The sequence below is a fragment of the Methylacidiphilum caldifontis genome, from assembly GCF_017310505.1.
GTDB lineage: Bacteria > Verrucomicrobiota > Verrucomicrobiia > Methylacidiphilales > Methylacidiphilaceae > Methylacidiphilum > Methylacidiphilum caldifontis.
In genome coordinates this window covers 239,384-252,181 of record NZ_CP065957.1, presented here as the reverse complement: position 1 = coordinate 252,181, position 12,798 = coordinate 239,384, and the positions used below count along the sequence as shown (strand labels likewise).

Genomic DNA, 12,798 nt, shown 5'->3' with positions numbered 1-12,798 from the left:
ACATGAAGTTTTACTTTTTGTATAAAAAGAAAAAGAGCTTTGATTATTGGTTAAAGAGTTGCGCAGAGTTGTGCGTTACTATAAAATTTGAACATGTCCAGTCTTCGGGTCCATGACCTGACCACTCCAAACGGCCTTTCGGCGAGTTCTGCCGGATGTGAAACCTGTGGAAAAGAAGGCTCTAGCACAGTTTGCTAGAAATGCATGAAACTGCCTCGATGAAGTCAGCCTCGTTCCTGTATGAGCAGGAATGATTAAGTCTGATGGAACGGTTGATTTGTTATAAAGAAAAACTCTTTTAACTTGAAAGGATGCGGATGTTGAATTTGAAATGTCAGGTCATCCAAAGTTAAAAATAATAAAAGGAAAAACTTATGCCCAACTTTTTTCTTGATCATCTTCCCAATATCTGTGGCAGAGAAGAGGAGATTAAAGAAGCCATTCAAAAAAAAGAATCGATCAATTGGGAAACTACAGGCATAGATTTTGGACGAATAAAAAGTGGAGCTTCAATAGCCCTTCATATGCATCAGCCTTTGATTCCTGCCGGAGGTGTTGATCTGCAGTCGGCTCGAATCATCAGCAATCTTCAATATATGTTCGAGCATTTGGGTGAAGGTGATAATCATAATGCTCCAGTTTTTCAATGGTGTTATAAGCGTATGGGGCAATTTATTCCTGAGCTTTTGGCTGAATCTAAAAAGCCTCGGGTTATGCTTGATTATTCAGGGACATTGCTTTTTGGATTTGAGCTGATGTCAAGCGGGGATATCTTAGATAGCCTTAATAAGCTGGCTAACGATCCTTTATGTAAACAGTGTGTAGAGTTTCTGGGAACAGCTTGGGGCCATCCCGTTGCACCTTCGACCCCTATCCAGGATTTCCGTTTGCATGTTCAGGCATGGCAACATCATTTTGCTTCTCTTTTTGGTATTGAAGCTCTCTCAAGAATAAGGGGATTTTCTCCACCCGAAATGGCTCTTCCTAACCATCCTGACGTGGCTTACCATTTTGTCAAGACTTTGCGGGATTGCGGTTATGAGTGGGTTTTAGTCCAGGAACATACCGTAGAACAACTCGATGGTAAACCTTTATCTTTTAAACATATACCCCACCGGCTTGTTTGTGTAAACTCCCAAGGAGAAAAAGCAGAAATTATAGCCATCATTAAAACACAGGGTTCAGATACCAAACTTGTGGGACAGATGCAGCCTTGGTATGAGGCGCGAGGGCTTAATCGGATGGAATGTTGTGGTCGATCTATTCCCCCATTAGTTACCCAGATTGCTGATGGGGAGAACGGTGGGGTAATGATGAATGAATTTCCTCCTAAATATTTCGAAGTAGTTAGAAACTGTTCTGATAGTCCTTTCCCTCTTTTGAATGTCTCTGAATATTTAGCTTATCTAAAGGCAGCAGGTATAAAAGAAGAAGATTTTCCCCCTATTCAACCCATTTTTCAGCATGTTCTTTTTCAGTTCTTTGAGCCAGGCAGTGGGACTCAAAAGCTTACTGAAACGATTGAAAAAGTACGGAAAGAAAATCCCCGATTTTCCATGGAAGGAGGGAGTTGGACAAACAACATTTCATGGGTAAGGGGCTATGGAGAGCTGCTTGGCCCCATGGCACAATTGAGTCGGCTTTTTTATGAAAAAGTTTTAGGAAAAGGGCTCTCTTCTTTAGATCCGAGGTACAAGCAGGCCTTGTTTTATCTTTTAGTCAGCCAAACAAGCTGTTTTCGATACTGGGGATCAGGATTGTGGACGGAGTATGGAAAAGAAATATGCAGACGGGGTATTGAATTTATAAAGCAAAATTTTTAACACTTCTTACAACGCCCTTTTTTTGTTCAAATAAGTGATGGCATTTGAGAAATCAAGCTTCCGCTGATCTCATCATTATTTATGCTTCTTTTTTTCTAAATCAATCTTTAGGGCAGGTCAGTCATAGTTAGAAAAAAGTAAGGGATCCAAAGTTTTTTGCTGTCTAAGATTTTTTTCTCTCTTTTCCATAGATTCATCCTACTGATTTTTAATGAACTTGATAGAAGGTTTGAAGAGAGCCACGGAAGATATTTTTACATTGTTAAAGAAATCATTGTTTAGTTTTGTAGGGTTTTGCCTTTTGAAAACCCCAACTCTGGGAAGAACGGCAAACCCTTATAAGAAGCTTTAAAAGATGATTTAAAAGAGGATTGGATCAATCTTCGTTACGGGTTTGTCTTATTGAAGGCAGAAAAAAAATTCTCTTCATGATGCTATCTACCACGGATTGCGAGCTTTTATTTATCTGGAAGAAAAAATTTTTTCTTAAATATGATCTCCTTAACAGATCCAAGTTGATCCAGAAATAGAAGCGATTCAAAAATTTTTGAAATAAATTTCAGTTCTTTGCCCTCCCATCTTCTGTAAACCCACTATATTTAAAATGAGAAAGAGCTTTTTATATTCTGTTCCTTTTGTTTTTTTTCTTCGTGCTTTATGGAAAAGAGCTATTCGGGATATAATTTCTCCGATGGGGTAGTATTAAATAATACTGAACAAAATCAAGATTTAGAGAACCTCTCTTCAAATGCTCTGCTTAATAGATTGTCTAATAAAAAAGATCAACCACTAGATACAAAACCTGTTCCGACTTCGGTAGCCCAAGAAACCTTGGTTTTGGGCAGAGAGCCTTCTTTGTTATTGCCTTGGGAAAATAGTAAAGTAGATCTGGATTCTTCTGAAGTTTGGTCAGATAAGATTGCCGCCAGCGACGCTCCTGCAGGGCTTATGGGTACAGCTCACATGCATAGGAAATATCAACCAATGATCGGGTTTTGGTGGATGTATATGAATATGGGACCAGATTATTTTCAGGGTAGCTCTGCCATGAATCTAACAGGTCTAGAAGCTATTAGATATGCAGGAAAACCTATTGCCATGGGAAATGTGACCATGTTCATGGAACAGTATATGCCGATGCTGATGATGGGCCTCACTGACAATCTGACGTTCATGGCGATGTTTCCCATATGGAATAAACAGATGGATATGGTTGGATTGCCTATGGGTGGATATATGACACACGGAATGGGTGGAGGCATGGGGATGGGGGTGGAATGGGTGGGATGGGAGGTTTACCTCTGCAACCCATGTCACCGGGGAGCAGGATGTCTATGCAGGCTGTGGGCCTGGGAGATGTTAATTTTCAGTGGATCTACAAGCTTTTAGACTTCCATAGACACCGACTCCAGGTGAATATCGGATTTTCCGTCCCAACGGGCTCCATCGATGAAACTATGCCTGACATGGCCGGGCATCGGGTTTACCCCTATGATATGCAGTTGGGTTTAGGAGTTCCGGCTTTTATTGGAGCGCTAACTTACTTAGGCCAAAGCGAAGACCGGCATTTAGGTTGGGGAGTCCAAGGATATACTACAGTTCCCGTAGGCACAAATTCTCAAGGATATGCTTGGGGTAATTCTTTTTTGGGTAACGGTTGGATTTCGTACAATTTCACCGATTGGGCTTCACTGAATTTTAGTGGGGTCGGTTTTTACCAAGGCGGAATCCATGGTGCAAATCCTGTAAACGAACTTTCGATTCGAACAGCTCCTTTTATTGCGATGCCTGATATTGTTGCGGCTTGGACAGGAGGAGAGTGGGCGGGTGCAGCCCTAGGGATTAATATGAGAATGCCCGGTTTTGCCAAAGAGGGTTTTGAGAAAGTGGGTGTTAATCCAGAAAGTGCTTTTCAAGGTAATTTTCTGACTGCACAGGTTGTTAAACCTGTTTATCAGTCATGGAATGGGATTCAATATGGAATGAACTGGATGTTTAATGTTTCTTGGCAATGGTGGTATTAAAGGTTTTTTATTTTGATAAGAATTTTTTTCCCCTAGTTTTTTGATGCTAAGAGAAGAGGGGAATGAGAGCCGATATCATGGTAAGAGATTTTGCTAAATCCAACCTCTTTGAGCCATTCTTCGAATTCCTCGGCAGAATAAATTCCTCCTTCTGTTGTATTGATAAGCATTCGAAGACCAAAAAGGATAGCTTCCACTGGAGAAGTTCTTTGTCGATTAGGTAGAAATTCAATAATAGCGATTTGACTGGTAGAAGTTGTTAGTTCCGAAAATTTCTTTAAAAGCACTCGAGACTTTTTTTCACCTTCCGAATGGAGAATGTTAGCCAAGATAACCAGGTCATAGTCTTTAGAAGGATAATTAATCTCTTCGATATTTCCAGCTAAATAATGGTAGCGATCGGCTACTCCATGTCTTTGGACATAAGAACGGGTATGTTCGATGACCTTTGGAAAATCTACAGCGGTAACCTGCGCTTTACTATCAGCCAAGGCTATCGCAATACTCCAGACTGCAGAACCACAACCTACATCTAAAACATGTAATCCATTATGGACCGTTCCTGCCCCGATCACCTGTGCAGCCTTAACGGCGACATTTCGATGTAAGACATGAAGAAACCGGATCAACTTAGGAAAAAATTCTTCAGCTTTAGCCTGGCCTTCAACCCCTTCTAAAGGGCCACCCCTACGAATAGCTTCAGTCAGTTTTTCCCAATCTTCGTTAAGAAAAGGACTTTGCAGTAAATCCCCAATATAATCGGGGCTATCTTCAAGGAAAAGCTGCTTGGAAAGGAGAGATAACTTATAGGTCTCTTTTTCCTTTTCAAGAAACCCTAAGGCTGTTAAAGCATTTAAAAAAAACATCATCCCTCTTTGACTCGATCCTGTCTTTTCAGCTAACTGAGAAACTGTAAAATGATTGTTTCCAATTGTCCTGAATAGATCGAAATCAAAAGCTGACTTTAACAGATGATAAATTCTAATATCGTTGAATGCATTGGATATGGGCTCAATATCGAAGGCAAAAGCGAATGTATTTTTATTCATAGTAATTATTTCCTAAAATAAAATTAAAGATTCATAGAAGAAAGGCAATATAGGTAAGTAAATGCTTACTTAAATGAATTACTATTATAATAGTCAACTTTATGAAAGAAAAATTTCACAAGAAAATTTCATTAATGACCAAGGAATTGAAAAGGAAAATAAAAAAATGTGATTTTTTTTGTTTTTGTTACGATCGTTATTAAAAAAAGGAGAAAAAAAGTTACGCATTATGGAGAAAGTCATAAATCATGGCAACGGAGAAGAAACTTAAAGAGAGAATTTCTAAGGAAGAAATTCAAAGTTATTGTCTGCATGACCGAAAAGCCTGTCACCCGCATCCCCTAACCCGGGAAGGATAAAACCTTGAGAATCAACTTCTCTATCCACACAACCTGTAAAGATCTCAATTTCTTCATGGCTCTGACAGAGTTGTTTGATTCCTTCAGGACTTGCGATGCAACAAACGACACGTATTGACATTGCACCTTTAGCTTTTAAGAATTCAACCGCTTTTTTAAGCGTGCTTCCCGTGGCGAGCATAGGATCGAGAAGAAAAAGCTGATGATGCTCATCTATATTGGGAACATGTCCATGGTAAAGAGTGGTATGAAAGGTTTTTTCATCTCTTGTAGCTCCCAAAAGAAAGACCTGGGCTTCGGGCAACAGAAATTGAAAGCTTTTGAGCATTCCCAAGCCCGCTCTTAAAATAGGGATAAGTATAATCTTTTGACGGAGAACATAACAGGAAGTTGTTTCTAGCGGGGTTTCCACTTTGATGGGCTGCAAAGCAAGATTTTTTGTTGAAAAAACGGCTAATATTGAAGAAGCTTGATCAAGATAAGAGATAAATAGAATTTTTGAGGTGTTTTTATCTCGAAGCCGGCTAATTCGATCGATAAGCAAAGGATGGTCAACAATATGGAGAGCCATTGTCTTTAATATTCCTGGAATGATGTATAGCAAATTCTATGCTCATTATTTCTCTACTTGTGTGTATTGTATGTAATATCTTGATTCTATGAAAGAAAAACAACTCGATCTTCTCAGGCGGCCAAGAAGACTGAGAGCATCTAGTCAAATCCGTAGCCTTGTAGCTGAAACGAAGTTGGATATTGCTGATCTTGTCTGTCCTCTTTTTGTCCAAGAAAAAGAAGGCAAAGAGGAGATCGGATCAATGCCGGGTATATTTAGATATTCTCTTGAAAATCTTCTAGAAGAGTGCTCTCTGCTTAGGGAAAAGGGGATAAATGCCGTTGCCCTTTTCCCTTATGTTCCAAGAGAAAAAAAGGATGAGTCCGGTTCCTATGCCTTGGATCCTGGGGGCATTATTCCCCAGGCGGTAGAAGTATTAAAGAAGACAATTCCCGATCTTTTGGTTATTACCGATGTGGCTTTGGATCCTTATACTCTTCATGGCCATGACGGGATATGGAATGAAAAAATAAAAGATGTGGATAATGATGCTACTGTAGAAGTCTTAGTCAAGATGGCAGTTATGCTTGCCCAAAAAGGGGCTGATTTTGTAGCCCCTTCGGACATGATGGATGGAAGGGTAGGTGCAATCAGAAAAGCTCTCGATTCCGAGGGGCTTTCAAAGACCTCTATTCTTGCCTATTCCGCTAAGTTTGCATCCGCTTTTTATGGTCCTTTTCGTGATGCAGTCGGTTCAGGAAGACAAAAAGGAATTTATCTGGACAAAAAGACCTACCAACTGAATCCAGCCAATAGTCGAGAAGCTTGTCTGGAAGCTTTACTCGACGAAAAAGAAGGAGCGGATATCCTCATGGTAAAGCCTGCTGGCCCTTATCTAGATATTATATTTCAGATTAGGCAAAAAACACTTTTGCCTTTAGCCGCCTATCAAGTTTCAGGTGAATATGCCTCGATCGTAGCCGCAGGGTTGAAAGGGTGGATAGATCCTAAAAAAGCCGCTTTAGAATCCTTGATGGCTATAAAAAGAGCAGGGGCTGATATCATATTAACCTATTTCGCTCAATCCTTAGCCCGAGATCCTTTTTTTAATTTTTAGTCGGAAATATGGAAAGATTTGGACGCTTTTCAACATTGGAAGAGGCTTTAGAGGATTTTCAGCAGTTTTCGGAATTTGCGAGGACTCAATTTAAAGCTCATCCTGACTGGTTAGAATGGATTAAAAGTAGAGATATTTCTGATCCTAGCTATCTTCGAGGTCCAGGAAAGCTTAAGATCGATTGGTTAGAAAGAGCATCCCATTGTTCTTCAAGTTTGCAAAGCCGCATTGAAGCCTTGAAACAATTAAAACAGAGAGAAATTTTAAGAATAGGTTTTTTTGATTTTTCATCAGTATGGAATCTAGAAAAAGTGCTAAAAAACCTTTCACTGCTTGCTGATTTTTGTTTGGAAGTCCTTTTGGAGCTGGCTAAAGAGGACCAACTAAGCTTATCATCCTTTCCCTTTACCATCATCTCGATGGGAAAACTAGGAGGAAACGAACTGAATTATAGTTCGGATATCGACCTTGTTTTCATCCATAATGGTTCTGAGGCTCATCACGACAAGGCCAATAGGCTTGGAAAAAAAATTATCCAGCTTTTTTCTCTTGCTCAAGGAGGGTTTTATCGGATTGATCTTAGGCTCAGACCGGAAGGAAATAGTGGAGTTCTTGTGCCTTCTCTCAAGTATTGTGAAAACTACTATTTTTCATTAGGAGAGAGTTGGGAGCGGATGGCTTTAATCAAAGCTCGAAGATCGGCTGGTGACCACTCCCTTGCTTACGAATTTGAAATTCTTCGTTCACTTTTTTCTTTTCCCAAGCATTTGACCGAGGAGATGTTTGAAGAAGTAATAGAAATTAAATCAAGGATAGAAAAAGAGATCTTAGCCGAAGGTTCACGAAAAAGAAACATTAAGCTTGGGGAAGGAGGCATTCGGGAAATTGAATTTATTGTCCAATCTTTTCAAGTCGTTTACGGAGCCCGTTTCCCTACTCTTCAAGGTAGATCGACACAGGAAACTCTTGATGGGTTGTGCGACTGTGGACTTATTCCTAGAAAAGAGGCTGAAGAGCTTAAAGTAGCCTATACTTTTCTTAGACGAGTTGAAAATAGGCTGCAGATGGTTGCTGATCTTCAAACCCATCTCCTTCCAGATAATGTAGACAAAAAGAAGGCCATAGCCCTTTCTTTGGGCTTGGAACTTGAGCTGTTTGAATCTCAAGTTGAATATCACATGAGCAATGTACGGAGGCTTTTTTCTTCCCTTTTTCCTCTTTCCAATAAAAAGAAAGAATTCAGTTTTAATTTTGGGATATTCCCTGATCCACGGAAAGCAAGAAGGGATTTGCAATCTCTTGAAGAAGGTCATTCCTTTAGGACGACAAAATCTTTGAGGCGGTTTTTCCCTATCCTTGAGGAGAAACTCAGCCACTCGGTTGATCCTAATCTGTGTTTAAGTCGGTTTGTTCAATTCGCAGACAGATATGGCCTAAAATCTATGCTTTATGAATCCCTTGCTTCAAGTCCTAAAGCGCTGGAGCTGCTTTTAGGGCTTTTTGATCGCAGTTCTTTTTTCACTGAAATTCTTTTATATCAGCCTGAATTATTTGAAGAGGTCTGTCAAAGTGATGGGCTTTACACAAAAAAAACGGTTGATGTTTTTTATAACGAACTAGATTTAATCGACAAGGATTACAAAACCAGGTATCGGATCTACAGGAAAGGGGAGTTGTTTCGGATTTTTTTGAGGGATATACTCGGGTTGGCGAGTCTTTTAGAGATTGAAGAAGAATATACAGCTCTTGCTGAAGCCATACTGAAACAAGTAACTAAACATTGTCATGCTCAATCTAACGCGATCATCGGCATGGGTAGACTAGGGGGAAAAGAGCTTGGTTATGGGTCAGACCTGGATTGTCTTCTTATAGGCGATAACCTTGGTGGTGCTTTAGAGCTCAACCGTTTTCTTTCAGAAATGCTTCCCACAGGCATACTCTATAATTTTGATTTTCGGCTTCGGCCTCACGGAGAAGGTCCCATTGTCCTCGAAAGGCAACGTTATGAAGAATATTACCGCACTCAAGCTCAATTCTGGGAAGTCCAGGCTTTGCATCGAGCTCGTTTTGTTTGTGGAAATGAGGAAGAAGGCATGAAATTTATACGATTTGTGGATAGCTTGTGGATCCATTGGAGTAGGCAAATTCCATGGCAAGAATTCTTTGCCTTAAGAGAAAAGATTCAGAGGGAAAGGGACAACCATGTTCCCTTAATTAATCGGTTTAAAACAGCACCAGGAGGTCTTATGGACATTGAACTTGGCTCTCAAATATGGCTTATGCTTAGGCAGATCCGAGAACCCAGTCTATGGAAGGCCTTTTTGTGGATAGAAGAAGAAGATCCCCAGACCGCCCAGAAAATTCGCAGCGGTTATTTATTCCTCAGGCAACTTGAGTCTGTCTTAAGAAGGGAAAGAAACAGTCCCGTGTCGGTTATTCCTACTGAGGAGTCGGCCAAGGAAAAACTGGCTAGGTTCCTTGGTTTTAACTCAACAAAACAATTTATGGAGAACTATGTCCAAGTCCTTGAATCGAATCGGGAGGTGTTTGAGACACTAACTTCTCAAAAGCTTCCTTAGCTGCTCGAAGTTCTGCCTCTTTTTTGCTTTTCCCAGAACCTCTTCCTAAGATTTGGTTTTTCCATAGAACTTCGACTTCGTACCATTTATTATGAGCTTCCCCACTTTCCAGGACGATGCGATAAACGGGCAACTCTGTTCCTTTTTTCTGCAGCAGTTCCTGAAGTAATCCCTTTGAGTTCTCATGTTCAAGAAATCGAAAAGGGTCCTTCTCAAGTTCCATGAACAGAGGATTGAATAGCTCAAAGATAAATAACTTAGCTCTTTCCCATCCCCCATCCAGATACAAAGCCCCGATTATTGACTCCAAAGCATTAGCTAAATTGGAAGGTTTTATTCTTCCTTGATTTTTTTCTTCTCCTCTACCTAAACGCAAAAACTTGCCTAGTCCTAAGACGGAAGCTAAAGGAGATAAATTTTTGCGACTCACTAACCGTGCTCTCAACTTAGTCAGTTTTCCTTCGTCAAAAGAGGGAAACGAATGAAATAGTTTTTCGGTAATAGCTAGTCCTAAGACAGCGTCTCCTAGAAACTCTAACCTTTGAAAATCTTCTCCATTGATTTTTATGGATTCAACAAAATAGGAAGGATGGGTTAAAGCTTCTTCAAGTAGCCGGGGATTTTTAAATATATATCCAATTCTTTTTTCCAACTCTTTGAGTTGAATCGGTTCTGAGGGTGTCTCCATCTTTTTTAAATTTTTTCCTGTGCTCGAGGATGGCATCGATGATGAACTTCTTTAAGATATTTTAGGTTAACGTGGGTGTAAATCTGGGTTGTGGCAATATTAGCATGTCCAAGCAGCTCTTGGATAACGCGTAAATCAGCTCCATTTTCTAGAAGATGGCTCGCAAAAGTATGTCTTAAAAGATGGGGATAGACTTTTTTATCAATTCCAGAAAGGGCTGCATAATGAATAATCAACTGTCTTATGCGAGATCGAGTCAAGGGCCCACCTCTACGATTAAGAAAAATTTCTCCTCGACTTTTCTTTGTCAGCAATGTTTTTCTCCCTTCTAAAATATATTTATCAAGTGCTTCTCTTGCACATTTTCCAATTGGAATAGCCCTTTCCTTGCTTCCCTTTCCAATGACCTTGATTTGAAAATGCTCTGGGCTGTAGGACTCCAGTTTTAAGGATATCAGTTCGGAGACTCTTAATCCAGAGCCATAGAGGAGCTCTAAGATTGCCCTATCCCTCCATCCCAGAGGGTTGTCCGGAAAAGGGGCGTGGAGAAGTTTTTCAATTTCTTTTTGTGTTAAAAATTGCGGTAAGTGGGGGTGTATGAGGGGAAGTTCTTTGCGATCTAATGGATTTTCTTTAATCTTGCCTTGCTCTTTAAGATACTCAAAGAGATGGTCCAAGGCGATAATCGTTACTTTTAATGAATTATCAGCTAATCCTCTTTTTCTTTCTTCATCCAAAAAAAGCTCAATATGGCTACTGCTTACAGAACCTATCGAGATCTTGCGGCGAGTCATCCAGAGGACGAATTTTTCAAGAATCTGCCGATAAAGAAGTTGGGTATTAACCGCATGGCTTTTTTCGATAGCAAGAAAAGCTAGAGTCTTTTCTATTGTTTCATGCCAACTATCTTTAGAAGGTTGATGTTTCACTTTTCAAGAGTTTAACATGCTTAAAATTTGGGGGTCTCGAACATCCACACAATTGCCAGAAAGTATAAAGCCAAAGAGTTCACCCTTTTGAGAAAGCAGTCTTAAGGCATCTGTAAATTCATACTCGCCTCGAGGAGAAAGGCTTAAGGATTCCATGTAATCGAAAATTTTAGGACTCAAAATATATATTCCAGCATTATAATACGCGCCTTTGAGCATTCCAGGATTTTGTGGTTTTTCTATAATTTCTGTTATATGGCCTTGGGCGTCCATAAGCACAGCGCCTCCCTTAGACAAATCATCACCTCGAGTTAAACCCACAAGCCCATCGCCTTTGTAAGCAATAACCATCTGTTTGTATTGTTTAGGATCTTCCAAAAGAATGTCTCCGTAAGACAAAAAGAAAGGCTCGTTATGAATAAAACTTTTAGCAACAAGAGGAGCTTTTCCCGTTCCGTCCTGGTTATGCTGAAAACGATATTCTATTTTTACTCCTAAAGATTGCCCCTCTTTGAAATAGTCTATGATTTTTTCAGCCCTGTAACCAACAACAATACAGAAATCTTCAACTTGTGCTTCCTGCTTAAGTCCCTTTATTATCCATTCAAGAATGGGCCTGCCTTTTACTTCAAGCATCGGTTTGGGCAGTTGAACAGTCAACTCTTTCATACGACTGCCTTTGCCCGCAGCAAGGATAATGGCTTTCATGAATCGTGGAGTCTTTTTTGGTTTTCTAATAAAAAGGCTTTCAATTCCTGGCAGGCCCGAGCCCTATGGCTGATCAGATCTTTTTGTTGTTCACTCAATTGGGCCATGGTTAAAGAATAACCCTCAGGAATAAATAGAGGATCATAACCGAATCCTCCTTGTCCTTTTTGCCTATCTGCTATTCTGCCATAGCAAAAAGCGGTCGTTTCAAAAAGGATTTTTTTCTGTTTTACCAAAATAAGAGCACAAACAAATCGAGCTGACCTGTCTGTTAGCCGGTTAATTGTGATATTTTTAAGCAGTTTATCCCTGTTCTGTTGACTCGTAGCACCTTTGCCCGCATACCGACTAGAATGAATGCCAGGCTCACCATGAAGAGATTGGACTTCTAAACCTGAATCGTCTGCTAAAACAAAACCTTCATAAATTTCGGATAACGCCATCGCTTTGAGTCTAGCATTATCTCTATAATTGTCTGCGATTTCTTTAGGAAGGAGTTTCTTAAGATCTCCAGTCAAAGGTTCAATAATAAGAGGATAGAGGAGCCTAGAAAATTCAATCCATTTATTGGAGTTTGAGGAAGCCAAAAGGATTTTTTCCATAGTCGAAAGAAAAACATTTTCTTGTAGACAATAAACCGTTCTCTTTTTAGGATTAGTTTTGTGAGGGGTAATCAACTAATCTGGTTGCAAACATAAAAAAATCGGCTAATATGTCAACCATCAATTCGACTCTAACTGCTTTTTAATTTGTAGGATCCTGGATTTGTCTAGGTCTTATTAACTAGATAATGATAAAAATTAAATGAAATTTTAGCTTAAGTCATTTCAGGCGCGGTTAGCTCAGAGGCAGAGCATCACCTTGACACGGTGGGGGTCACAGGTTCAAATCCTGTACCGCGCAAAGAAGTTTTCTTTTGGTTTTCGCATCATAAAAGATCATTTTTTAAAAATCGTATGATTTTTTAAA

General features: G+C 39.9%; 11 protein-coding genes and 1 tRNA gene. 6 read left to right on the top strand and 6 right to left on the bottom strand.

Features of this window, described 5'->3' with window-relative positions; translation table 11 throughout:
- Positions 1 to 374 precede the first annotated feature (374 nt).
- From IT6_RS01225 to IT6_RS01215, 3 genes are all read left to right on the top strand, one after another.
- On the top strand, positions 375 to 1,823 hold the full coding sequence (locus tag IT6_RS01225; protein WP_206827029.1) for a glycosyl hydrolase family 57: 1,449 nt from the start codon (positions 375 to 377) through the stop codon (positions 1,821 to 1,823).
- A gap of 765 nt (positions 1,824 to 2,588) precedes the next feature.
- Entirely contained in the window at positions 2,589 to 3,212 is a 624-nt protein-coding gene (locus tag IT6_RS01220; protein ID WP_206827027.1) for a hypothetical protein, read from the top strand.
- The gene (locus IT6_RS01215) at positions 3,152 to 3,847 is read left to right on the top strand and encodes a hypothetical protein (protein ID WP_206827025.1); all 696 of its coding nucleotides are present in this window, start codon (positions 3,152 to 3,154) and stop codon (positions 3,845 to 3,847) included. Before IT6_RS01220 ends, IT6_RS01215 begins: the two co-directional genes overlap by 61 nt.
- Before the next feature lie 32 nt (positions 3,848 to 3,879).
- Here the strand turns inward: IT6_RS01215 and IT6_RS01210 are convergent, their stop codons facing one another.
- Together IT6_RS01210 and upp are read right to left on the bottom strand one after the other, a co-directional pair.
- Positions 3,880 to 4,896: a class I SAM-dependent methyltransferase gene (locus IT6_RS01210; protein WP_206827023.1), complete on the bottom strand. Its 1,017-nt coding sequence runs from the start codon at positions 4,894 to 4,896 to the stop codon at positions 3,880 to 3,882.
- A gap of 282 nt (positions 4,897 to 5,178) precedes the next feature.
- A complete protein-coding gene (upp, locus tag IT6_RS01205) occupies positions 5,179 to 5,826 on the bottom strand; it encodes a uracil phosphoribosyltransferase (protein WP_206827021.1) in 648 nt (215 codons plus the stop codon).
- 88 nt (positions 5,827 to 5,914) lie between these two features.
- Here upp and hemB point away from each other — a divergent pair, with 88 nt between their 5' ends.
- Together hemB and IT6_RS01195 are read left to right on the top strand one after the other, a co-directional pair.
- Positions 5,915 to 6,925, top strand: a complete 1,011-nt coding sequence (gene hemB, locus IT6_RS01200) for a porphobilinogen synthase (protein WP_206827019.1) — start codon at positions 5,915 to 5,917, stop codon at positions 6,923 to 6,925.
- 8 nt (positions 6,926 to 6,933) lie between these two features.
- A complete protein-coding gene (locus tag IT6_RS01195) occupies positions 6,934 to 9,504 on the top strand; it encodes a [protein-PII] uridylyltransferase family protein (protein WP_206827017.1) in 2,571 nt (856 codons plus the stop codon).
- Here IT6_RS01195 and rnc read toward each other — a convergent pair.
- Genes rnc through IT6_RS01175 form a run of 4 tightly spaced genes read right to left on the bottom strand, consistent with a single transcriptional unit; the run spans position 9,428 to position 12,431 of the window.
- On the bottom strand, positions 9,428 to 10,192 hold the full coding sequence (rnc, locus tag IT6_RS01190; protein ID WP_166792801.1) for a ribonuclease III: 765 nt from the start codon (positions 10,190 to 10,192) through the stop codon (positions 9,428 to 9,430). The two genes, IT6_RS01195 and rnc, sit on opposite strands and share 77 nt — an antisense overlap.
- Positions 10,193 to 10,197: 5 nt before the next feature.
- Positions 10,198 to 11,121 carry a tyrosine recombinase gene (locus IT6_RS01185; RefSeq protein WP_206827015.1) on the bottom strand — a complete coding sequence of 308 codons (924 nt, stop codon included), beginning with the start codon at positions 11,119 to 11,121 and terminating at the stop codon, positions 10,198 to 10,200.
- Between the two features lie 3 nt (positions 11,122 to 11,124).
- Positions 11,125 to 11,829 (bottom strand): sugar phosphate nucleotidyltransferase, encoded by a 705-nt coding sequence (locus IT6_RS01180; protein WP_134439170.1) that lies wholly within the window; start codon positions 11,827 to 11,829, stop codon positions 11,125 to 11,127.
- The gene (locus IT6_RS01175; protein ID WP_206827005.1) at positions 11,826 to 12,431 is read right to left on the bottom strand and encodes a non-canonical purine NTP pyrophosphatase; all 606 of its coding nucleotides are present in this window, start codon (positions 12,429 to 12,431) and stop codon (positions 11,826 to 11,828) included. Before IT6_RS01175 ends, IT6_RS01180 begins: the two co-directional genes overlap by 4 nt.
- A gap of 229 nt (positions 12,432 to 12,660) precedes the next feature.
- On the opposite strand from IT6_RS01175, the gene IT6_RS01170 reads away from it, so the two are divergent.
- Positions 12,661 to 12,732 (top strand) — tRNA-Val (locus tag IT6_RS01170).
- The last annotated feature ends 66 nt before the right edge of the window (positions 12,733 to 12,798 follow it).